Source organism: Pantoea phytobeneficialis, assembly GCF_009728735.1.
Taxonomy (GTDB): Bacteria; Pseudomonadota; Gammaproteobacteria; order Enterobacterales; family Enterobacteriaceae; genus Pantoea; species Pantoea phytobeneficialis.
This window is the reverse complement of record NZ_CP024636.1, coordinates 1656232-1679515: the sequence shown is the minus strand read 5'-3', so window position 1 is coordinate 1679515 and position 23284 is coordinate 1656232. Positions and strand designations below refer to the sequence as shown.

Annotated in this window: 23 protein-coding genes; 14 read left to right on the top strand and 9 right to left on the bottom strand. The window is 52.2% G+C overall.

Annotated elements, in window-relative coordinates; translation table 11 throughout:
- Positions 1–318 precede the first annotated feature (318 nt).
- From murJ to rimJ, 4 genes are all read right to left on the bottom strand, one after another.
- Positions 319–1857: a murein biosynthesis integral membrane protein MurJ gene (murJ, locus tag CTZ24_RS07790; RefSeq protein ID WP_208725238.1), complete on the bottom strand. Its 1539-nt coding sequence runs from the start codon at positions 1855–1857 to the stop codon at positions 319–321.
- Between the two features lie 121 nt (positions 1858–1978).
- Entirely contained in the window at positions 1979–2899 is a 921-nt protein-coding gene (locus tag CTZ24_RS07785) for a Gfo/Idh/MocA family protein (RefSeq protein WP_208725237.1), read from the bottom strand.
- Between the two features lies 1 nt (position 2900).
- A complete protein-coding gene (locus CTZ24_RS07780; RefSeq protein ID WP_208725236.1) occupies positions 2901–3539 on the bottom strand; it encodes a DUF480 domain-containing protein in 639 nt (212 codons plus the stop codon).
- Between the two features lie 17 nt (positions 3540–3556).
- Positions 3557–4147, bottom strand: coding sequence for a ribosomal protein S5-alanine N-acetyltransferase (gene rimJ, locus CTZ24_RS07775; RefSeq protein ID WP_013508634.1), 591 nt, complete (start codon positions 4145–4147; stop codon positions 3557–3559).
- A gap of 247 nt (positions 4148–4394) precedes the next feature.
- On the opposite strand from rimJ, the gene mdtH reads away from it, so the two are divergent.
- The 10 genes from mdtH to CTZ24_RS07725 all read left to right on the top strand — a co-directional run bounded on the left by mdtH (position 4395) and on the right by CTZ24_RS07725 (position 12171).
- Entirely contained in the window at positions 4395–5597 is a 1203-nt protein-coding gene (mdtH, locus tag CTZ24_RS07770; protein WP_021186030.1) for a multidrug efflux MFS transporter MdtH, read from the top strand.
- An 89-nt stretch (positions 5598–5686) separates the two neighbouring features.
- Entirely contained in the window at positions 5687–6334 is a 648-nt protein-coding gene (gene grxB, locus CTZ24_RS07765; RefSeq protein ID WP_208725235.1) for a glutaredoxin 2, read from the top strand.
- 110 nt (positions 6335–6444) lie between these two features.
- The gene (locus tag CTZ24_RS07760; RefSeq protein ID WP_036627684.1) at positions 6445–7008 is read left to right on the top strand and encodes a lipoprotein; all 564 of its coding nucleotides are present in this window, start codon (positions 6445–6447) and stop codon (positions 7006–7008) included.
- A gap of 179 nt (positions 7009–7187) precedes the next feature.
- Positions 7188–8234: a dihydroorotase gene (pyrC, locus tag CTZ24_RS07755; protein WP_021186033.1), complete on the top strand. Its 1047-nt coding sequence runs from the start codon at positions 7188–7190 to the stop codon at positions 8232–8234.
- 69 nt (positions 8235–8303) lie between these two features.
- Complete coding sequence (gene dinI / locus CTZ24_RS07750) at positions 8304–8549, top strand: DNA damage-inducible protein I (RefSeq protein ID WP_013508629.1); 246 nt, start codon at positions 8304–8306, stop codon at positions 8547–8549.
- Between the two features lie 143 nt (positions 8550–8692).
- Complete coding sequence (locus CTZ24_RS07745) at positions 8693–8962, top strand: hypothetical protein (protein ID WP_208725234.1); 270 nt, start codon at positions 8693–8695, stop codon at positions 8960–8962.
- A 288-nt stretch (positions 8963–9250) separates the two neighbouring features.
- Positions 9251–9505, top strand: coding sequence for a biofilm formation regulator BssS (gene bssS / locus CTZ24_RS07740; protein WP_013508627.1), 255 nt, complete (start codon positions 9251–9253; stop codon positions 9503–9505).
- Between the two features lie 106 nt (positions 9506–9611).
- Positions 9612–10727: an N-methyl-L-tryptophan oxidase gene (gene solA / locus CTZ24_RS07735; protein WP_208725233.1), complete on the top strand. Its 1116-nt coding sequence runs from the start codon at positions 9612–9614 to the stop codon at positions 10725–10727.
- A gap of 291 nt (positions 10728–11018) precedes the next feature.
- On the top strand, positions 11019–11594 hold the full coding sequence (locus tag CTZ24_RS07730) for a cytochrome b (RefSeq protein WP_208725232.1): 576 nt from the start codon (positions 11019–11021) through the stop codon (positions 11592–11594).
- A 1-nt stretch (position 11595) separates the two neighbouring features.
- A complete protein-coding gene (locus CTZ24_RS07725; RefSeq protein ID WP_208725231.1) occupies positions 11596–12171 on the top strand; it encodes a YceI family protein in 576 nt (191 codons plus the stop codon).
- Positions 12172–12211: 40 nt separating this feature from the next.
- Here CTZ24_RS07725 and trhO read toward each other — a convergent pair whose 3' ends face one another.
- On the bottom strand, positions 12212–13267 hold the full coding sequence (trhO, locus tag CTZ24_RS07720) for an oxygen-dependent tRNA uridine(34) hydroxylase TrhO (RefSeq protein WP_021186038.1): 1056 nt from the start codon (positions 13265–13267) through the stop codon (positions 12212–12214).
- Positions 13268–13533: 266 nt separating this feature from the next.
- Between trhO and CTZ24_RS07715 the strand changes: the two genes are divergently transcribed.
- The 3 genes from CTZ24_RS07715 (at position 13534) to CTZ24_RS07705 (ending at position 15794) form a co-directional block, all read left to right on the top strand.
- Entirely contained in the window at positions 13534–14457 is a 924-nt protein-coding gene (locus tag CTZ24_RS07715) for a Kdo(2)-lipid IV(A) acyltransferase (protein WP_208725230.1), read from the top strand.
- A 558-nt stretch (positions 14458–15015) separates the two neighbouring features.
- A complete protein-coding gene (locus CTZ24_RS07710) occupies positions 15016–15282 on the top strand; it encodes a hypothetical protein (protein ID WP_021186040.1) in 267 nt (88 codons plus the stop codon).
- 113 nt (positions 15283–15395) lie between these two features.
- Entirely contained in the window at positions 15396–15794 is a 399-nt protein-coding gene (locus CTZ24_RS07705; protein WP_021186041.1) for a MysB family protein, read from the top strand.
- Between the two features lie 3 nt (positions 15795–15797).
- Here CTZ24_RS07705 and CTZ24_RS07700 read toward each other — a convergent pair whose 3' ends face one another.
- The 3 genes from CTZ24_RS07700 to CTZ24_RS07690 form a co-directional block, all read right to left on the bottom strand.
- Complete coding sequence (locus tag CTZ24_RS07700; RefSeq protein WP_021186042.1) at positions 15798–16025, bottom strand: YceK/YidQ family lipoprotein; 228 nt, start codon at positions 16023–16025, stop codon at positions 15798–15800.
- A gap of 182 nt (positions 16026–16207) precedes the next feature.
- Positions 16208–18760 (bottom strand): glucans biosynthesis glucosyltransferase MdoH, encoded by a 2553-nt coding sequence (mdoH, locus tag CTZ24_RS07695; protein ID WP_208725229.1) that lies wholly within the window; start codon positions 18758–18760, stop codon positions 16208–16210.
- A complete protein-coding gene (locus CTZ24_RS07690) occupies positions 18753–20288 on the bottom strand; it encodes a glucan biosynthesis protein G (protein WP_200864688.1) in 1536 nt (511 codons plus the stop codon). Before CTZ24_RS07690 ends, mdoH begins: the two co-directional genes overlap by 8 nt.
- A gap of 269 nt (positions 20289–20557) precedes the next feature.
- Between CTZ24_RS07690 and mdoC the strand changes: the two genes are divergently transcribed.
- A complete protein-coding gene (gene mdoC / locus CTZ24_RS07685) occupies positions 20558–21682 on the top strand; it encodes a glucans biosynthesis protein MdoC (RefSeq protein WP_036627695.1) in 1125 nt (374 codons plus the stop codon).
- A 31-nt stretch (positions 21683–21713) separates the two neighbouring features.
- Here the strand turns inward: mdoC and CTZ24_RS07680 are convergent, their stop codons facing one another.
- Positions 21714–23171 carry a phospholipase D family protein gene (locus CTZ24_RS07680; protein WP_302474907.1) on the bottom strand — a complete coding sequence of 486 codons (1458 nt, stop codon included), beginning with the start codon at positions 23169–23171 and terminating at the stop codon, positions 21714–21716.
- Positions 23172–23284 lie beyond the last annotated feature (113 nt).

Here is a 23284-nt window from a genome sequence, read left to right as displayed (position 1 = left end):
TTTCTTTTTCCCGTTGCCGGGCAACAGGCAGAGGTCGAGTTTGTTTTTACTGACATCAATACCGAGATAAATCATAAGACAGCTCCCTTTCACATGAACCATCACGCCATCTTGCCTTGTACATACGAAGTCAGAGCTTCTGGTTACCGTTCAGAGTAGATGCTGGCGTGAAAGGAGAAACGGAGGGCTTTAAGCTACGGCACAAGATCGGGTCTTAAGCGGCGCGACAAGCTGCCTCCGTTTCGTGTAACGGGTAGCTAACCAGTTACAACTTCAAGATACAAGCGGCGCGATTTATCACGCAAGGTCAGAGCGCTTTTATGCCTGCGTACGGCGGGCAAAATCGCGCGGGCGGAATCCCATCAGACCGAGCACCACAAAATACGCCCCGCCACCGACAGCACACACCGCCGCCAGACGCAGTAAACGCCACCACATATGCCCCACTTCCCATGACGGCATGACATACAACAGGCCCAGCAGCGCCACCGCCATCGCCACCACGGCGATCAACAGACGGATCAAAAAGCTAAACCAGCCCGGTTGTGGCTGAAAAATCTGTTGTTTTCGCAGCTGCCAGTAAAGCAGTGCCGCATTGAGGCAGGCCGCCAGACCGATGGAGAGCGACAACCCGGCATGCTTCAGTGGCCCGATAAACGCCAGGTTCATCAGCTGCGTCATGATCAGGGTGATAATGGCAATTTTCACCGGCGTTTTGATGTCCTGACGAGAATAGAAACCCGGTGCCAACACTTTCACCACAATTAACCCCATCAGCCCGACCGAGTAGGCAATCAAGGCACGTTGCGTCATCGCTGCATCGAAGGCGGTAAATTTCCCGTACTGAAACAGGGCCACAGTCAGGGGACCGGAAAGAATGCCCAGCGCCACCGCACTCGGCAGTGCCAGCAGGAAACACAGGCGTAACCCCCAGTCCATCAACCGTGAATACTCATCATGGTTATTGCTGGCAAAACTTTTCGCCAGCGAAGGCAGCAGGATAGTCCCCAGTGCCACGCCCAACACGCCAGAAGGAAACTCCATCAGGCGGTCGGCATAGTACATCCAGGAGACGGAACCCGAGACGAGGAATGATGCAAAGATGGTGTTGATAATAAGAGAAATCTGGCTGACGGAGACGCCAAGAATCGCCGGCCCCATCTGACGCATGACGCGCCAGACACCCGCATCACGCAGGTTGACACGCGGCAGTACCAGCATGCCAATTTTCTTCAGATGCGGCAGTTGATAGAACAACTGCAACACGCCCCCCACTACCACGGCCCAGGCCAGCGCCATCACTGGCGGATGGAAATGCGGTGCGGCAAACAGCGCAAAACCAATCATGCTGATATTCAACAACGTCGGGGCAAAGGCAGGAACCGAAAATCGATTCCAGGTATTCAGAATGGCCCCAGCCAGCGATGCCATTGAAATCAGAAAGATATACGGAAAAGTCACCCGCAGCAGCGAACTGGTGAGCGCAAACTTATCGGCGGTATCCGCAAAGCCCGGCGCAGTCACCACAATCACCCAGGGCGCGGCAATCATGCCCAACACCGTCACCAGCGCCAGTACCAGAGTTAATAGCCCGGAAACATAGGCCACAAATACCCGAGTCGCTTCTTCGCCCTGCTTGCTTTTGTATTCGGCAAGAATCGGCACAAATGCCTGAGAGAAGGCCCCTTCAGCGAAAATACGTCGCAGCAGGTTAGGCAGTTTAAAGGCGACAAAGAAGGCGTCGGTGGCCATTCCGGCACCAAACACTCGCGCCACGATGGCATCGCGGGCAAAGCCCAGCACGCGGGAAAACAGGGTCATCGAACTGACCGCTGCCAGCGATTTCAACAAATTCATAATTAGCGGCGCATCCTGAAAAGAGTCGGATAAATGAGCAACTTAGCGCGGGCATTCGAAAATGCCCGGCGATAGTCTACTGCCACGGCGGGAAATGACCAGCATTGAGTGTTACAAGGGATTATTCCTGTTCGGCATCACGCCACAGCTTTTCCACCAGACGCTGCGCCGCCAGCGCTTGTTCGCCACTGGTTACAGGCATCGTCTGATTTTGTACGCACTGAATAAAATGGTGAGCGGCCCCGGTAAAACCACGCTGTGTCAGATGACTCTGCCATGCGGGTGGCGCGTCAAGGCGTAACCCTGTCAGGTTTTCCTGTTGCCAGTCACGCATCTCTGCCACCTGAATGTAATCACCCTCACAAATGGCACTCACCACTTCACGTTGCGTTCCGGCACGACGGTGCATGCTGGTGGTGATTTGCAGCGCACCTGCGGAAAAATGGTGTTCCGCATACAGCATCGCTCCCTGCTCGTTGGTTTCAATATGACCGTGGAGGTGCGAGAGTTTACCACCGGCCAGCCATAACGCGGTGTCAACCACATGCAGATAGTCGTCTAACAACGTAAAACGCAAATCTTGCGGCCCGACACTGTCGGCACGGTGCTTTTCGATACGCAGCGATGCGGCACGCGCCATTTCAGCCTGTAATTGTTGATAACGCGGCGCAAAACGACGGTTGAATGCCACCATCAGTTTGCGTTTGCGTTTCTCCGCCAGCGCCACCAGCGCTTCAGCCTGCTGTAGCGTTTCCGCCAGAGGTTTATCGACGCAGACATCTTTATCTGCCAGCAGCAACGCTTTGACCACCTCGTAATGTGAGGCGGTGCTGCTATGCACAAACACCGCGTCGCTGGCGGCCGCCAGCGCATCGAGCTGACCAAAACAGGGAATGCGGTAGCTATCGCAAATCGGCTGCGCTTTGGACTGATTAGGTGAGAACGCGCCGGCCAGTTGCCAGCCTTGCGCTTGCGACAACACCGGCAGCCAGGCTTTCTGTGCAATGCCGCCTAATCCGACCATCCCAATACGCAATGTCATTTTAATGCTCCTGTTGCAGCAACTGTTCCAGTTGCGCCTGCAACCGGGCTACCGTTTCTTCCAGTTGGGCGACCCGCTCCTCCAGATCTGCATTATCTTCAGCGGTGGTTGTGGCCGGTACATCTACCACATCACCGCCGAAAAGATGCATATAACGACTTTCACGCTTACCCGGTTCTCGCGCCAGACGCACCACCATAGGGCCATCTTCACGGGAAATTAAGCCGTTCAGTGTCTGCTCAACCTCGTTCATATCGCTGAATTCATGCAGGCGACCACTGCGGGTACGCAGCTCGCCGGGTGTCTGCGCTCCACGTAAAAACAGCAACGTCAACACCGCCACTTCCGCGCTACTCAGTTGCAGATTACCAAACGCGGAGTTGCAAAAGCGTTGTTCATATTTACTGACGCGCTGACCAAAGCCGCTGTTCGACGTGACCAGGTGCTTTTTGACCAGTTCATCCAACTGGGATTGCACCTCGCTCTCGCTCAGGTTCATCACCGGTTCACGGTTAGATTTTTGATTGCAGGCGGTGACCACCCCATTGAGCGACAGCGGATATTGATCGGGTGTGGTGACCTGTTTTTCCAGCAGACAACCAATCACACGCAATGCCTGCACTGATAATGCCATTTTCATCGAATTATTCCCTTTTCTTATCCGCGGCGGTCCGGGGTCCACTCGCGCCAGGTTAAGGCTGTCAGAACATGATCCTGCCAGCGGCCATCAATTAACAGGTAATCTTTGGCATAACCCTCTTTTTCAAAGCCCAGACGTGCCAGCAGATCGCCGCTGCGCTGATTATGCGGCATGTAGTTCGCCATAATACGGTGCATGTGCTGCTGCCGCTGCATATATCGAATAGCGCTTTGCAGGGCTTCAAACATCAGTCCCTGCCCCTGCCATTTCTCTCCTAATGAATAGCCAAGGTAGCAAGCGTGAAAGGAGCCTCGTAGCACGTTGCTGAAGTTGGCAACGCCGCGCACTTCACGCTCTTCCTGATCCATTAAGACAAAATAAAATGCCGAGCCTTGTTTGTGCATGTCGGCAATCAATCCCAAACGCGCCTGCCAGCCAGACGGATAGCAATGACTTTCATCACGTACCGGTTCCCAGGGCTTGAGAAAAACACGGTTTTCCGCGTAGTAATCTGCCAACCGCCAGGCATCACGCTCATGAACTAAACGGACCACCAAACGATCGGTAGTGAGGCGCACGCGCGGCCCAGCAGAACGATAGCCAAACATCTTGACTCCTGAAATCCAAGACTTAAGAAGGAAGTACGCCATCGGCGTTATATCTCACTATAACCGTCACCCTGCTTGCGGTAAAACCCCGTTTCCCGCCCTTCGCTATTCATCCCAATTCAGGATTAATTTCTTTACCGGCTCGATGAAAAAATATCATCCTGATAATCCTGTTTTTCCTGCCTGCACAGGCGGAAAATAGACCAACTGGTCTCTTTTCTCCTCTCTTCCTTGCTCAGGATTTAGCATGTCTCGGGTTGCGCGGGCACGACGCCTTGGTAAAACATTTTTATTAGTAGATAACATGCTGGTGGTGTTGGGTTTTTTTGTGGTATTTCCTCTCATCTCCATTCACTTTGTCGAACAACTCGGCTGGGCCGCGCTGATGGTCGGGATTGCGCTGGGTCTGCGTCAGTTTGTGCAGCAGGGTTTCGGTATTTTTGGCGGTGCGATTGCTGACCGCTTCGGCGCTCGTCCCCTTATCGTTTCGGGGATGCTGATGCGCGCTGCGGGCTTTGCCTGTATGGCGCTGGCGCACGAACCCTGGGTGCTGTGGCTGGCCTGCCTGTTATCGGGCCTTGGCGGCACGCTGTTCGATCCTCCCCGCAGCGCGATGGTGGTGAAGCTGGTACGCGCCCGCGAACGTGGTCGCTTCTTCTCCCTGTTGATGATGCAGGACAGCGCGGGCGCGGTACTGGGTGCGCTGATCGGCAGTTGGTTACTGGCCTGGGACTTCCGTCTGGTTTGTTGGGTAGGTGCGGCGGTTTTTGTCAGCGCGGCATTATTTAACGCTATTTGGTTGCCCGCCTGGCGTATCTCCACCGAACGTATCGCGATGCGTGAAGGTATGCACCGCGTCTGGCAGGACAAACGTTTTCGCCTGTATGTACTGACGCTGACCGGTTACTACATTCTTGCCGTGCAGGTGATGCTAATGCTACCGGTGATGGTTAACCAGGTTGCGGGGGCACCCGCGGCGGTGAAATGGATGTACGCCATTGAAGCGCTACTTTCGCTGAGCCTGCTCTATCCGTTGGCACGCTGGAGTGAAAAACGCTTCCGGCTGGAGACACGGCTGATGGCCGGATTATTTCTGATGACCATCAGCCTGTTGCCGGTGGGTCTGACCACGACGCTGCCGTCGCTGTTTTTCCTGATCGCCGTGTTTTATCTCGGCTCGATCATTGCTGAACCGGCGCGAGAGACCCTCAGCGCCTCGCTTGCCAGCCCACGCGCGCGTGGTAGCTATATGGGGTTCAGCCGTCTTGGCCTGGCGATTGGTGGTCTGATTGGTTATTCCGGCGGTGGCTGGATGTTTGATGTCGGGCAGCAACTTTCGCTGCCGGAATTGCCGTGGATGCTGCTCAGCGCGGTGGGCAGCATGACGCTGTTGGCGCTGTGGTGGCAGTTTCAACCGCGCTCGGTGGCCCCGGCGTTGTACAGCAGCTGATTTGCCCGCACCCATAATCTCTCCCATACTTCCCGCACGTCTGTAAAAAGGGTGACGCCAGTCACCCCCGGGAACCGAGGAGAAACAGGATGAAACTCTACATCTACGATCACTGCCCTTTTTGCGTCAAAGCGCGCATGATTTTTGGCCTGAAAAATCGGCCCATTGAACTGGTCGTGATGCTCAATGACGACGAGAACACCCCCAAAAAGCTCATTGGTCAAAAGATGGCACCCATTCTGCAAAAAGCCGATGGCAGCGCGATGCCGGAGAGTATGGATATTGTCCGTCTGGTGGATAATCAGGATGGCGAAACCTTGTTAAATGGCAAAATCAATCCCGCCATCACCGACTGGTTGCGCCATGTGAATGGTTACGTGAATAAACTTCTGCTGCCGCGTATTGCTGACGCTGCTTTTGCTGAGTTCGCCACCCCTGAAGCCCGTCATTATTTCCGGGAGAAAAAGCAGGCCAGCATCGGCGATTTTGGCGAGCTGCGCAAACATTCACCCGGATTAATCAAAAACATCAACGATGATTTGCGTCAGCTGGATAAATTGATCGTCAAACCCAATGCGGTAAACGGTGAGCTATCAATAGATGATATCAATTTGTTTCCGTTGTTACGTTCACTGACCCTGGTTGCCGGTATCGAATGGCCAAGCCGGGTAGCGGCTTATCGCGACAATATGGCGAAACAAACCCAGGTGAATTTGCTGTCATCTATTGCTGCCTGACCGTTTTGATGAGGAGCGCCCGCGCGTTTCTCATCGCTCTCCTGGTGACACCCGTCCCTGATTCAGGCAGGCTATGGCACGTTTGCCGTATTGTTCAGGATGAGGAAAGTATGAAGAAGGCATTTCCCGGGCTGATGGCCCTGCTTTTTGCCGTGCTGCTGGCCGGCTGTAACCAATTAACCCAATACACAATCAGCGAGCAGGAAGTTAATCAGGCACTGCAAAAACACAACAACTTCGAGAAGGATGTGGGTGTTTCCGGACTGGTGAATGCGCATATTGTGTTGACTGATTTGAGCAGCCAGATTGGCCGTGAAGAACCCGGTAAGATCACCTTATCCGGTAAAGCTAACATTAATGTCAGCTCCCTGTTTGGCCCACAGCAAGCTGAAATGCAGCTAAAAATGAAAGCACAGCCGGTTTTCAATGCGCAACAGGGGGCAATCTACCTGAAGGATCTGGAGATCGTTGATGCCCAGGTGCAACCGGAAAAAATGGCGTCGATCATGAAAACGCTGACGCCTTATCTCAATGAATCGCTGAAACGTTACTTCGATGAAAAACCCGCGTATGTGTTGAGCGAAGATCGTAGCAAAGGCGAAGCGCTGGCGAAGAAATTCGCCAAAGGCCTGGAAGTGAAACCCGGTCAGTTGGTGATCCCGTTCACTGACTAATTCCCTTGCAATGATACGTAGCGGCGCGATTGATCGCGCTGTACGGGGTAAAACCCGCGCGATCAATCGCGCCGCTACGCAACATGAATAAAATCCCGTGCAAACGGTTGCTCACATCCTTATGATTACTCCCCGGCCTAAACGTGCCTTTCGTTTTCTACCTAGCCGGAGCCTTTTGAATGACAGCCCAACCCCAGCAAATCACGATTCGCCGCCCTGACGACTGGCATATCCATCTGCGCGATGGCGCAATGCTTCAGGCAGTTTTGCCTTACACCAGTGCGGTGAATGGTCGTGCGATTGTCATGCCAAACCTGGTTCCGCCGGTGACCAGCGTTGCTGCTGCCATCGCGTATCGCGATCGCATTCTCGCTGCACTGCCAGCAGAGCATAACTTTACGCCGCTGATGACCTGCTACCTCACCGATTCTCTGGATCCCGATGAGATTGAACAAGGCTTTCGTGCCGGGGTGTTTACGGCCGCAAAACTCTATCCGGCCCATGCCACCACTAACTCCAGCCACGGCGTGACCAATATCGCGTCCATCGCTCGCGTGCTGGAACGGATGCAGCAAATCGGCATGCCGATGCTGGTGCACGGTGAAGTAACCGATTCGCACATTGATATTTTTGACCGCGAAGCGCGTTTTATCGAAACCGTACTGGAACCGCTGCGTCAGCAATTCCCTGGCCTGAAAGTCGTGATGGAGCACATCACCACCAAAGAAGCGGCTGAATATCTTGCTGCCGGTAATGAACTGTTGGGCGCGACCATTACTCCCCAGCATCTGATGTTTAACCGTAACCATATGCTGGTTGGCGGTGTGCGTCCCCACCTGTATTGCCTGCCGATCCTGAAGCGTAATATTCATCAGGAGGCACTGCGCAAACTGGTCGCCAGCGGAAACCGTCGTGTGTTCCTCGGCACCGATACTGCGCCGCATTTGCGTCATCTGAAAGAAGCCAGTTGCGGGTGTGCCGGGGTCTTCAACGCGCCGACATCTTTACCGGCCTACGCTACCGTATTTGAAGAACTGGGTGCGTTGCAGCACTTTGAAGCCTTCTGTTCCGAAAACGGGCCAAACTTCTACGGCTTGCCATTGAATGAAGGGACACTGACGCTGGTGCGGGAGCCGTGGACGGTTGAACAGAGCGTGGCGGTCGCTGACGATACCCTGGTGCCCTTCCTCGCCGGTGAGACACTTAACTGGCGTGTGACTGACTGATATTTTTCACGCTTGCCTTCGGGATAATTATACTGTACAAATAACCAGTATATTATCTCGGAGGCGTTTATGCGTGTTGAAATTACCGTAGCAAAAACTCAGCCCCTTCCTGCGGGCGCACTGGATGCGTTAAGCGCAGAGCTTACCCGCCGCATCTCCCGTGATTTCCCAGACGATGAACATCACGTCAAAGTTCGCTATGCCAGCGGCAATCAACTGAGCGTTTTTGGTGGTTGCAAAGAAAATCGCGAACGTATCAGCGATATTTTACAGGAAACCTGGGAAAGCGCTGACGACTGGTTTATTACCGATTAACCGCCACTGCGCAGTTTTTGCCGGGTTTCGCCACCCGGCTTTTTTGTTTTATTTCCGCCTCGCCAGACAAACTCTCTGCATCTAAAATCATCATTACTCCCCACCCATTCTTGCGCACGTCATGCTGACAGGAGACGTTTTACATGACTCACGATAAACCGGAAGAGGCAATGACGTTTGGCGAGCTGCTGGCATTAATCAGCGAACAGCAACGCCGCTTGACCGTGCTGGAAAGTGCCTTCGCCAATCTGACCTTCTGTCTGGACGATCGCGCCAGCCAGTTGCTGGTCCATAATCTGACGCTCGAAGCGCAAAATCAGAACCACGACGAGCAGTTACAGCACCAATTTGCTCGTCTGGCTGAAGAGATTCAAAAATGCGCGGGAACCGTTCAGGACCAGGAAAAGGGCTAACTTCACAGTTTTCATCGGCTCAAGAGTTTTCCTAAAGCCAGGCGACTTTGCTGCCGATAATCTCTTTAGCGTCGGTAATTTGTTGCGCGGAAAAATACCCACGCCGGTATGTGTATTATTATTTTTAAAAAGACGCATCTCAAAAGCATTTATTTTGTGTTTTTTTTCACCACCACATTTTTTAACTATTGTACCGTTCGTTTCATGTTATAATTATCTCGCTTGTGCAAGAACAGCCGCATTGAACCTCAAGAAGCACTTCGTTTAACGAGTAAAAAGGAGGTTATAATGGACAGAAATAAAGACGTCATCCAGACTCATCCATTAGTGGGATGGGACATTAGCACCGTTGACAGCTATGACGCCATGATGATTCGCCTGCACTCGCTATCATCGCAGGATCAGAAAGAAGAAGAAGCTGATGTTGGCCCTACCTACTGGCTGACCACCGACGTGGCCCGACAGTTTATCTCGATACTTGAAGCTGGCATTGCGAAAATTGAGTCTACCGAGCAATACCTACGCGATAATCAAAAGCATTAATTTCTCCCATCGCGTGTAAGGGGCACCCTCAAGGGTGCCTTTTTCATGTGCGCGCTCTTTTGATATGCTGCTGAAAAAGTTCGCCGTTTTTCAGGAGTAATGTCACATGGTTTATGATCTGATTGTGGTTGGCAGTGGATCAGTAGGTGCAGCCGCCGGGTACTATGCCACTCAGGCGGGTCTCTCGGTATTGATGATTGATAGTGCCCACCCGCCCCATACTCAGGGTACCCATCACGGTGAAACCCGCTTAATCCGCCACGCCTACGGTGAGGGCGAACGCTATGTTCCGTTGGTGTTGCGTGCACAAACCTTGTGGGATGAACTGGAACAACGCGGTGGTGAACGCATTATGCACCGTAGCGGCATCCTCAACCTCGCTCCTGTCACTTCCACCTTTATTCAAAACGTCATCGACAGCGCGCGCGTCTGGCAACTTGACGTACAGATTTTGCAGGCAGATGAAGTCCGCAAACGCTGGCCACAATTTTCCGTACCCGATGGTTATATTGGGGTGTTCGAACCCAATTCCGGTTTTCTCAAGTGCGAAGAGGCGGTGCGCAGTTGGGTAAAACTGGCGGAACAGGCGGGCTGCGCGCAGCTATTTAACTGCCCGGTGACAGACATTGGTCGGGATAACGATCTGCAACAGGTCACCACCAGTGAAGGCATGTTTCGCGCCCGTAAACTGCTGGTCAGTGCCGGAACCTGGGTGAGCCAGTTGGTGAACAATTTGCCGGTCACCCCGGTGCGAAAAGTGTTTGCCTGGCATCAGGCGGATGGGCGCTACAGTGAAAACAACCAATTCCCTGGTTTTACCGTAGAGATGAGCGACGGTAGTCACTTCTATGGCTTCCCGGCAGACAATAATGCGCTCAAAGTAGGCCGACATGATGGTGGGCAGGTTATGCAGACACCTGCGGATCGCAAGCCGTTCGGCAGTGTCGCCGCCGATGGTAGCGAAGCCTTCAGCTTTTTACGCCAGTTTCTGCCTGGCGTGGGGGTTTGTTTACATGGTGAAGCCTGTAGCTATGACAACACGCCTGACGAGGACTTTATCATTGATACGTTACCAGGCGAGCCAAACCGCTTAATTATCACCGGACTGAGCGGCCATGGCTTTAAATTCGCCAGCGTACTGGGTGAATTGGCCAGTGAGTTTGCTCAGGACAAGCCTTTTTCGTTCGATATTACCCCCTTCTCACTGTCGCGTTTTGCCTGACATCTGATGGCCGCTGCGCTACGCTAGCGGCCTGCCTGACACTTCCTGACATAAACCCACAAATATTTAATTACTGGATTAAATGACAGCGCAAAAGGTGTAGTAATTAATTTCAACGCTTTATTCCAGCGACTTTCCCGCGTAGTTATTCAATATTTCTGTGCGCTTCAGGCATATATCACCATAAATACCGAATGGTTATTTCATAGTTTATAGAAAAGTAAGGGTGATTGATTTTGTATTTCAATATATGGATTCTAATTACCAGTTATTTCCAAACAGGATTTACCGATGATGTGGCGCAATTCCCCACAGCAATTTGGTTTGATATCTATCTTATTACACTGGCTAATGGCGCTCGCCATTTATGGCATGTTTGCGCTCGGATTGTGGATGGTCGGGCTGGGTTACTACGACAGCTGGTATCACAGCGCACCAGAAATTCACAAAAGTATTGGCATCCTGTTATTGATGGCCCTGTTGCTACGTCTGCTGTGGCGTTTCCTGTCCCCTCCTCCGGCACCACTGCGCAGCTACTCCCCTGTAGTCCGGTTTGCGGCGATTGCCGCTCACTGGCTGCTGTACAGCCTGCTGCTGGCCATTCTGGTCAGTGGCTATTTGATCTCCACCGCTGACGGTAAATCTGTTTCGTTGTTTGGCTGGTTCAATATCCCCGCGTTGGTTGCTGGGGCAGCAGAACAAGCCGATGTGGCTGGCGATATTCATCTCTGGCTCGCCTGGACGGTGGTGGTGCTTTCGGTACTACACGGGCTTGCCGCGCTGAAACACCACTTTATTGACCGTGATATCACGCTGCAAAGGATGCTGGGTTGCCGCATCCCATTAACCTCTGAAAAGGAAAAGTGACATGCTTAAGAAGACCCTGCTGATGCTTTCAGGTGCTGGTTTACTGGCCGCCAGCCTGACGGCCAATGCCGCAGATTACAAATTTGATAAACAGGGACAACACGCCTTTGTCCAGTTCCGTATTCAGCATCTCGGCTACAGCTGGCTCTACGGTAGCTTTAAGGATTTCGATGGCAGTTTTACCTTTGATGAAGCGAACCCAGGTGCCGACAAAGTCAATGTCACCATCAATACCGGTAGTCTCGATACCAACCATGCCGAACGTGATAAACACCTGCGCAGTGCTGATTTCCTGAATACGGACAAATTCCCGCAGGCGACGTTTGTCTCCACTGCCGTTAAGAAAGAAGGCAAGGAGTATATAATCACCGGCGATTTGACCCTCAACGGCGTAACCAAACCGATTACGCTGAATGCGCATTTGATTGGCGAAGGTAAAGATCCCTGGGGAGGCTATCGTGCAGGCTTTGAGGCCAGTGGCGATGTGGTGTTGAAAGAATTCAACATCAACAAAGATCTGGGACCAGCATCGCAAAAAGCGGAATTGATTATTTCAGTCGAAGGGGTTCGACAGTAAAAAAATGAGGCAGCCTGCATCATGGCAGGCTGCCGGTTACTTACTTCTTCTCTGGCAACGGAATTGCCATCGTCATGTTGAGCAAACCACGCGATTTATTGAAGACTTTGTTGCCATTTTCACGACCAGCGCGACGTGTGCGCTGCTCTTCCGGCGACAGTTTTGACTCTTCCATGCACAGCGGGCTACAGCAATTGTGAAACTTCTCGGCACAGCTTGGGCACTGAATAAACAGCAAATGACAGCCGTCATTGACGCAGTTGGTGTGGGTGTCACAAGGCACGCCACACTGATGACAATTCGACAGCACATCATCGGAAATGCGTTCCCCCATACGTTCGTCAAAGACAAAGTTTTTGCCTTTAAAACGTACCGGTAACCCCTGCTCGCGCGCCCGGCGGGTGTATTCGATGATGCCGCCTTCGATGTGATAAACATCATCAAAACCGTTATGTTTCATCCAGGCACTGGCTTTCTCGCAACGAATGCCGCCGGTGCAATACATAACAATCTTTTTATCTTTCTGGTCTTTCAGCATGTCGACCGCCATCGGCAGCTGATCGCGGAAAGTATCAGCAGGGACTTCCAGCGCATTATCAAAATGCCCCACTTCGAATTCGTAGTGGTTACGCATATCGACAAACACCGCATTGGGATCATCCAGCATCGCATTGACATCGGCGGCTTTCAGATAGTTACCGACATCGCTGGCATCAAAGCTGTTGTCTTCAATACCGTCTGCGACGATGCGATCGCGTACTTTCAGGCGCAAAACCCAGAATGATTTCCCATCATCATCCAGCGCGATATTCATACGCAGATTATTCAGTGCCGGATCGAAGCCGTAGAGAAAAGCTTTCATGCTTTCATACTGGCTGGCAGGCACACTAATTTGCGCGTTGATGCCTTCATGGGCGACATACACGCGGCCAAATACCTTGAGCTTGGTTAACCCAATGTACAACGCATCGCGGAATGCTTTGGGATCGGCAATCTGGAAGTATTTATAAAAAGAGACTGTGGTACGCGGCTCGGTTTCAGCCAGCATGCGTGCCTTCAGCTCTTTATTGGAAACAAGGTTGTGTAACACTGGCATGGTGTTCGTTCCTGTTAGCAATAGGAAAAAATGAGCGCGCACATGATACCTGAAATCACCACAATGCATAGCCTTTGCCGCGAATATCGGCGAGGGTGAGCTGTGCCGCATTTTTGTCCGGTAATTATATTTTAATGCGATAAGGTGAATTCAGACATTAGCAGTGGAGCTATGCTTGATTTCAGTCAGAGAGAAAAAATGGCACAATAGACACAAATAACAGGAACCGGTACCTCTGGTACAAGACGCAGGATACTGACATTTCAATGACTCAACTTCCACAATTTTCCCGTGAACTCCTTCATCCACGCTACTGGTTTACCTGGTTAGGTATTGGGGCTCTCTATTTACTGGTGCTATTGCCTTACCCGGTTTTATCCGTCATCGGCTGTGGTCTGGGCCGCATTGCCATGCGGTTTCTGAAGCGTCGCGTCAAAATTGCCCAACGTAATCTGGAGTTATGTTTTCCTGATATGCCAATCAGCGAACGCAATGCGATGGTAAAACACAATTTTGAATCGGTCGGCATGGGGTTGATTGAAACCGGTATGGCCTGGTTCTGGCCGGACTGGCGTATCCGCAAATGGGTAGCCTGTACCGGTCTGGAGCATATTGACTCTTCACTGGCTGCCGGACGCGGTATTTTACTTATCGGGATGCATTTTCTTACCCTGGAGTTGGGCGCCCGTGTTTTTGGCATGAACAATCCCGGCATCGGTGTTTATCGGCCAAACGACAACAAACTGATCGACTGGCTGCAAACCTGGGGACGTATGCGTTCCAATAAAAGCATGCTCGATCGTAAAGACCTTAAGGGCATGATCCGCGCAATGAAAAACAACGACATTATCTGGTATGCACCTGACCATGATTATGGCCCGCGTAGCAGTGTGTTCGCGCCGTTTTTTGCCGTTGAAGATGCCGCCACCACGACCGGGACGCATATGCTGATCCGTCTGGCAAATCCCAGTGTTGTCCCCTTTCTGGCCCGCCGCCTGCCACATGGCCGTGGCTACGAACTGAAAATCATGCCGGATATCCGTGAAAAATTTTCGCTGGAAAGCGAACTCGACACCGCAATTTGCATGAATAAAGTGGTTGAGGAGAGCGTATTGCTGGCCCCGGAGCAGTACATGTGGCTGCATCGTCGTTTCAAAACCCAGCCAGAAGGTCAACCCTCGCGTTATTAATGTGATGTGGGACACAGGGAGTGTCCCTCTGCATCAAAACTGAAATTCGACTTAATTCATGACATTATCCGTCAGTTTTTTGTTAAAACTGTACCAGACTTAATTGAAGCTGGCGTATTTTCTCAGACCATATATTTATAGAGCTTTCTCAGAATAAAATCAGACAATGGTGATCATTACTTAAGCCCGTGCTGCTTACGATGCGACATCTTATGCGCATGTCGTTGATTTACACCTGAAAGATTAAATAAAATTTATTGATCGCAATATGGTTGTATGGACCTGTTTTTTTCCAATTCCAGGCATATTCCTATTTAATATTACTAAATTCTTTGAAATCGCTAATCAATGCAGAAAAATTAACTTAATTTACAAGGAATTATCCTGGTAGCTGCAACGCTTATTCCGTTTCTAAAAAAGATACACCCTCTTTATACCTTTCTGGAATTTGTTAGTGAATTCGATTCCAGTTAGTTTCGTTAATGACAGTTAGTTCAATAACTGTTCAAAAAAATAATAAAGATTACACACAGCAAATATACAGCAGGAACTCATAATATGAATAAAGGCATCTATTATTATGTGACGGTCAGTACCGATCAGGACAATTACCATTTACTGCATCGGAAAGAGTGTAAGCGTCTGCCCGAAAAGGAGGATATGGTCTTTATTGGTACGCTCTATAATTTAAATCAGGCCTTATCGATTGCGCGCATTAATTTTAAAAAGGTGAAACCCTGTATTAAATGTTGCATTCGTTATTCTGCGCCAGTTATCCGCGAATCTGTGCGGCCTGTACTGCATTTTCCACAAAAAATGCACTGACACATTCGGGCGGATGTGGCACCTCATCCGCCCGAATGTTATTCCCTCCTTCGCATGGTGATTTTTCGTCTATTCTTCTCTGGAAGCCCTATTCAACAGGCAAGGAGATTGCGATGAGCATGTATAGCACCTTAGTCGAAGCCATCGAGGCGGCGCGTGAAGAGTTTCTCGCCAGTCAACCTGAGTTGGATGAGGACGATGCCGTCGTCAACCAATTCGCTCTGCAAAAATATGTCATGCAGGATGGCGACATCATGTGGCAGGCTGAGTTTTTCGCTGATGAGGATGGACAAGGTGAATGTCTGCCTATTCGCAGCGGCGAAGCAGCTCAGGCCATTTTTGATGATGACTATGACGAAATTGAGCTTCGTCAGGAGTGGCAATCTGAAAATACGCTACATGAATGGGATGAGGGAGAGTTTCAGCTCGAACCGCCGATGGATACTGAAGAAGGTGAAGCCGCAGCAGCCGAATGGGACGACGATAACAGTGATTCTGACCGCTGGGCGTAAAGCTTATTCGTAAGGTCCGTGATGGGCATCCACCGGTAATAGCAGCGTGTCCATCACCAATGACAACGGTAAATCGAGGATGGTAAGCATCCGCCATGCGCCGTCACGCACATCCCACTGCACTCCTGGGTAATATTGATTACCGTGCCCCTGCCCCGGCACGGTACGACTGATAATGCTGCCACATCCGCTCAGTAACAGAATGGCTGCACTTACAACGATGAATTTCATGAAACGATTCACAACAAATTCTCACAATGGCCTGGCGCTATTTTAGCCGTCAGTATGGGTGAATAACCACACCCGACAGCGTAAAGATTGCGTTAGTCGGAACAGTCTTGCTGTCGTAACAGATAAAAAAAGCCGCTATCGTGTTGCGATAGCGGCTTTTTAACTGGGTTACTGACCCGATATCATGACTGCTGAGGCAGTGCCTGCGGGTTTAGCTTCAGCTTTTGATAGCTCTCAACCCACTCATGATATTTCTCTCCATTCTCCCACAGGCGCGTATGCACGCGCGCAAGCACCACCGGATCGCTAATCAGCTGTAAACGCTGCTCGCGGTTCAGTTTTTCCGGCGAATCGCTCAATGCCTGATCCACACGCCGATCGCGTGAATGATCCAGTATTTTGCTGTGCAGGTGACGTGAAGTCGCCATTGCCGTCGCCAGAGCGTTAAATGCCGGGTTGAACAGCGCATGCATAAAGCCATTCTTCAGCGCACGTTCGCGGTTCAGTTGCAGATAGTTGTCCGTGTCGACCAACTCTTGCGGCGGATCGTACTCTTCCGGGATCAGGAACAGCTTCGCGCGCTTACTCTTCAGACCAATGGTGGCACGGCTCGACATGACTGAGACGAACGGTGACAGAATCAGTGAGAAGACAATCGGCGACAACCACCACAGGAAGTTCAGATCCAGCACGCCCATGCCGACAGCCCAGACAATCCCGAGCAGCATCTGCGAACCGTGGCGGCGGAAGGCTTCACTCCAGGGCGTCGCATCATCGTCACGCTGCGGTGAATTCCACACCACTTCCCAGCCGAGGAATGCGCTGACCACAAACACGGTATGGAACAGCATACGCACCGGTGCCAGCAGAACCGAAAACAGCATTTCCAGCAGCAACGAGAAGAACAAGCGCACTGCCCCACCGTAAGGTTTTGCGCCTTTGAACCAAATCAGCACCACGCTGAGCAGTTTCGGCAGGAACAGTAACACCAGAGTGGTTGAGAATAGCGCAATCGCCAGATCGGGACGCCACTGCGGCCACACCGGGAACAACTGACGTGGTTGCAGGAAGTAGGTGGGTTCCATCAGCGTATGGACCACCTGTAAGGCGGTGGAGAGCGCGAGGAACATAAACCACAACGGCGCTGACAGGTATGACATCACGCCCGTCAGGAACACCGCGCGGTGTACCGGGTGCATCCCTTTTACCAGGAACAGGCGGAAGTTCATCAGGTTACCGTGACACCAGCGACGGTCACGCTTCAGCTCATCCAGCAGGTTAGGCGGCAACTCCTCGTAGGAACCCGGCAGGTCGTATGCAATCCACACGCCCCATCCGGCACGACGCATCAATGCAGCTTCGACAAAGTCATGCGACAGAATCGAACCGGCAAAGGAGCCTTCGCCCGGCAGCGGTGCCAGCGCACAGTGCTCGATAAACGGCTTCACACGAATGATGGCGTTATGACCCCAATAGTGGGATTCGCCCAACTGCCAGAAGTGCAACCCGGCAGTAAACAGCGGACCGTATACGCGGGTCGCAAATTGCTGACAACGTGCGTACAGCGTATCCATGCCTGACGCTTTCGGTGACGACTGGATAATACCGGCATTCGGGTTGGCTTCCATCATGCGTACCAGACCGGTGAGACACTCACCGCTCATCACGCTGTCGGCGTCCAGCACCACCATGTAGCTGTAGTTGCTACCCCAGCGACGGCAGAAGTCATCAATGTTGCCACTTTTACGTTTCACACGACGACGACGACGACGATAGAAAATCTTGCCCGCACCACCGACATCGCGCACCAGCTCCATCCAGGCTTTCTGCTCGGCAATCGCGATATCCGCATCGTAGCTGTCACTCAGAATGTAGACGTCAAAGTGTTCTGCGTTCCCGGTGCGTTTGACCGATTCCCAGGTCGCACGTAAGCCCGCGAATACGCGTTCCACATCTTCGTTACAAATCGGCATGATCAGTGCAGTACGATGCTCCGGGTTGAGGGCTTCATCCCCCACCGTGGAGTACGAGATGCTGTACTTATCACGACCAATCAGCAGTTGCAGGAAGCCCATCAGTGCGGTCCAGAAACCGGCAGACACCCAACAGAACAGAATGGCGAACAGGAACAGAATGCCGGTTTGCAGAATATACGGCAGGATCAACTCCACCGACTGCAACCAGTTCTGGTTAAACAGTTCCATCGGATCGAGCAGCGTCCAGCCCTGATACGGCAGAATGGTTTTCATGTACCAGGTAGCAACCACGGTCTGAAACAGCGTCAGAATCAGCAGAACATAGCGGCGCATCGAACCAACGTGACGCCACTTATCTTCCGCTTTTTGTTCTTCCGCCGTTTTGTAACGTGGCGTCGATTTATGCCCACGTAACGAATCCCAGGCGCGAGCCAACGGGTTGGTACGCCAGGCTTCCGGGAACATCAGCGAACGCGTAACCTTTGGCATCGCCTTCAGGATAGTACGGCCGAGATAATCTTTACCCAGTTGCTGACCCTCAGCCAGCGAATCTGGCCAGGCCAACTGCACACGGGACGACACCGATTTTAGCGGCGCATCATCCGGGCGCTCGCTGGCGGCATCATCGTGTCCCAGCGACGCATGAATAGCGTGGAACGCCTGCGCATTCTGTAACGAAACGCTCAGACGCGCACGGCCTGCCGCATCGAGCGGCAGGGCTTCCACGTAAGATTGAGGTGTTAAAGTCGAGTTATTCATTGGCAGGTAGCTGATAGCTCCAGGTTTCCGTCAATGTCTTGTCGCCACTAACCAGCGCCGCACGCATCTCGGTCGGCTGCTTGTTATCTTTCACGCGCAAACGTAGCACCAGGCGCCAGCCTTTAGTGACCGGGTTGTAGCGTACGCTCTGCTCCACCACTTCAGCGTTATTACCCACACTGACCTGCGGTGCAACCTGCGTATTTTCCGGCAGTTTGCTCATCGCTCTGCCAACAAAATCGACGGTGAAGGCGATGCTGCCATCCGGCTGACGTACGAGATTTGATTGCTTCACATCTCCGGCGGAACGCAGGGTATCTTTCACCCAGGCAACGTCATCGGAGTGCAGCAGATTTTCGTCACGGGTAAAGTGCAGACGATACTGGAAACTCATCTCTTTGCCCGGCTCAGCCAATTTTTCCGGCGTCCAGAACGCCACAATGTTGTCGTTGGTTTCATCCGCCGTCGGGATTTCCACCAGCTCAACCCGGCCTTTGCCCCAATCGCCTAACGGTTCAACCCAGCCACTCGGGCGCAGATCATAACGATCGTCGAGATCCTGATAATGGCTGAAATCACGCCCACGTTGCAGCAAGCCAAAGCCTTTCGGGCTTTCGATGGTAAAGGTGCTGACCGCCAGATGTTTCGGGTTATTCAGCGGACGCCAAATCCACTCACCGTTACCGGCATGGATAGACAGACCGTTGGAGTCGTGCAGCTCCTGACGGAAGTTGCTGACCGGCGACGGCTGGTTAGCCCCGAACAGGAACATACTGGTTAACGGCGCGACACCCAGTTTACCAACGTTGTCACGCAGATAGACTTTCGCCTGCACATCGACAGTAGATTCTTTACCCGGACGTACGATAAAGCGATAGGCACCCGTGGCACGCGGTGAATCCAGCAACGCATAGATCACCAGTTGCTTGTCCTGCGGTTTTGGCCGCTCGATCCAGAACTCTTTAAAGCGAGGGAACTCTTCGCCTGAAGGTAACGCCGTATCGATGGCCAGACCGCGCGCTGACAGGCCATAAACCTGACCTGCACCAATAACGCGGAAGTAGCTGGCTCCGAGGAAGCTGGTGATTTCGTCGTCTTTACCCTTTTCATTAAGCGGATAAAGTACTTTGAATCCGGCAAAACCCAGGTTTTTCACCGAGTCTGCGTCATGCTTGACGTTGCCGAAGTTGAAATAGTCCGGATTGTACTTGATTTCACGCACCGTACTGGCAGTGACTTCGTTAATTTTCACCGGCGTATCGAAGTACATACCCTGGTGATAGAACTCAAGTCTAAATGGCGTGCGCAGTTTGCCCCAGTAGGCTTTATCGTGGTTAAACTGGATCTGCTGATAGTCAGCAAATTTCATTTCACGAAACTGAGAGGGTAAATTGCTCTTCGGCGCTTCGAAGCTTTTGCCTGCCATCGCCTGAGCCTGTTTTGCTACATCATCGAGGTTGAACGCCCAGCTATTATTCGCGTACAACGCCAGCAGAACTGCCGCGCCTAACCAGCGCATCTTCTTCAGTCCGGCCATATTTTTTTCTAAAGTCAGCACATCCCCCCCTTTCGCGTGTGCTTAGATCAAACCCGCATATCTTAAAGGATTATTCTTTTTTCCGACAGCGTATGTAACCGATTGTTCCCCTTATTTGTAAGTGGAAAATGCGCTTTTAGGATAATTAGACGATACAGAATCAGCCTATAGTATACCTCGTTTACAGCCGGTAGAATTTTCGTCCGGCATAATCCGGTTTCAGGGCGAAACCGGCCAGGACACAAAACTATTGGATGCTTATGACTGCAGCAAAATCCGAACGCGAATATTTTCTCGATTCGATTCGAGCTTATTTAATGCTATTGGGCGTACCCTTTCACGTCTCCCTGATTTACTCGACACAAAAATGGGCAGTAAATAGCCAGGATGCCTCGATGTGGCTGACGGTGTTTAATGACTTCATTCACGCTTTTCGCATGCAGGTGTTTTTCGTCATTTCCGGCTATTTTTCCTACATGCTATATCTGCGCTATAAGCCACAACGTTGGTTGAAGGTGCGTCTGGAGCGCGTGGGTATCCCGCTGCTAACCGCCGTGCCGTTGATCACCCTGCCGCAGTTTTTTCTGCTAAAAAATCTGACAGATAAAGTCGGAGATTGGGACAGTTTCTCCCTGTATCAAAAGTACAATGCGGTGGTGTGGGATCTGATTTCTCACCTGTGGTTTTTGGTGGTGTTGGTCATTCTCACCAGCCTCGGCATGATCACCTTCCGCTGGCTGCGCTCCCAGCATCGACAGATTGATTACACCCGTGTGGGCTGGGGCAAACTGACGCTGGCGTTACTGGCATGGTCGCTGGCGTGGTGCGTCTTCCGCCGCGCAATCTTTTATTTCCAGCCCGCATGGTTAATGGATGGCCTGTTCAGCACCGCCGTGATGCAAAGCCTGTTCTTCCTGCCCTTCTTTATGTTGGGAGCATTGAGCTGGAAACATCCGCCACTGAAGGCGTTGTTTGTGCGTTTTAATCCGGTGATGTGTTTTGGTGCCATTGCGGTGTTTGTCGCTTACAGCCTCAATCAACGCTTCAGCAGCGGCGATGGCTGGCTGTATGAAATCGACAACGTGATTTCAACCCTGATGGGCCTGTGCATGCTGAACGTCTGTTTCTGCTTCGGACATAAACTGCTGAACAGCCATTCGCCCCGCATCATGTATCTGGTGAATGCCTCGCTGTTTATTTATCTGGTGCACCATCCGCTCACCCTGCTGTACGGCATTTTTATCACCCCACTGATCAGCAATAACACGCTGGGTTTTTTCCTCGGCCTGCTGATGGTGTTTGGCGTGTCATTTACCCTGTATGAAATCCATCTGCGTATTCCACTGCTGCGCTTTCTGTTCTCCGGCAAACCACAGCGTGCATAACCCACGGGCCAGCTAAGCTGGCCCGCTGCTTTCACAACAACCATTCAATCGGCAAATGCCACACCAGTCGCACCATCAGCCGCTGAAACCAGGTACATTGCGGCTCGTGAATATGCACCACCTCACCGGCCTCACCCGGATATTCCACCCAATTCACCCGGCCCCATCCATCAAGCCGTAACATCCAGGCACGGTCCCGCATCCCCTGAATAAAGCGTTGATGGGTACGCTGCGCCAGGGTGTCGCTCTCAATCACCAGTCCCATTTCGGTGTTAAGCACCGCTGAACGAGGATCGAAATTAAACGATCCAATAAACACTTTACGATTATCCACGGTAAAGGTTTTGGCATGCAGGCTGGAACCGGAGTTCCCGGTTAGCCCGCGATCGTGGGGCGCGTCGCTGGCATTGGCCTGTGGTTTCAGTTCGTATAACGCGATGCCGTGACGGAGCAACTTTTTGCGCCAGCGCGCATAACCCGCGTGCACCACGCTGACGTCATTAGCGGCCAGTGAATTAGTCAGAACCGCGATTTTGACCCCACGCCGTTTCAACGCCAGCAGCTGTGCCACACCAGCTCGCGTCGGGACAAAGTAGGCCGAGATAATGTCGAACTGCTGTTGTGGCGTTCCAATCACCTCCAGCATTCGCTGTGGCAGCAAAGAGGAACGCTTCGCTTTGCCCAGCCCTTTGCGCGGGTCATCGCTTAACAAGCGCGTCGCAGCCCAGGTCATACTCAGCGTCCCCTCTGCCATCTGACCAACAAATGGGGAGTGATCCAGCCGCGCCAGATAACGCTGTACCGCCTCACTATCTTGCCAGGCTTCCGGCAGTCGTACGGCCTGGTGTTCGCCGCGCACCTCCACCACGCTGCGTAATGGCAAAACGGCTTTGCTGCGCCAGTAGCGCTCAAAATCCTGCGCGACTTCCGGTACCACCGGGCCGATGACCATCACGTCGAGATCGGTGAACAACGGCTCATCACCGGTGCCAAAATATTCATCGCCAATATTTCGTCCCCCCACCAGGGTGACGGCACCGTCCACCGTCAGGCTTTTATTATGCATACGGCGATTGAGGCGGGCGAAATCGGTCAGATAGCCCAGCATACGCAAGGTGCGAAACGAGAAAGGATTAAACAATCGCACCGCGATATTGGGATGGCGGTCCAGTTCGGCAAGGGTTTCATCGAGGCCGGGCGTGTTGTTGTCATCCAACAGCAGCCGCACCTTAACGCCGCGCTCCGCTGCATCGAGCAGCGCGCTGAACAGCAGGCGGCCAGACATGTCGTTTTGCCAGATGTAGTACTGCACATCGATGGTGTTTCGGGCCATGCCCATCAACAGATAACGTGCAGCAAACGCATCCAGCCCATCATTGAGAGGATGGACGCCACTCATCCCCGGATGGCGCGCGCAGCGTGCATCCACAATTTCGTTAAGCCAGTTTCGCTGATGTTCCTCAAAATGGCGTGGTACGGCTTCGCTCATACAGGTTCCCTGCAACACATAATCTTCTTATTGTTGGTGGCAGCACCGCGCATCGCAATCAGAGGCTTCCGGTTGCAGCGGCTGGCCTGCGCTTAATTTAGTCTAGACTTAGC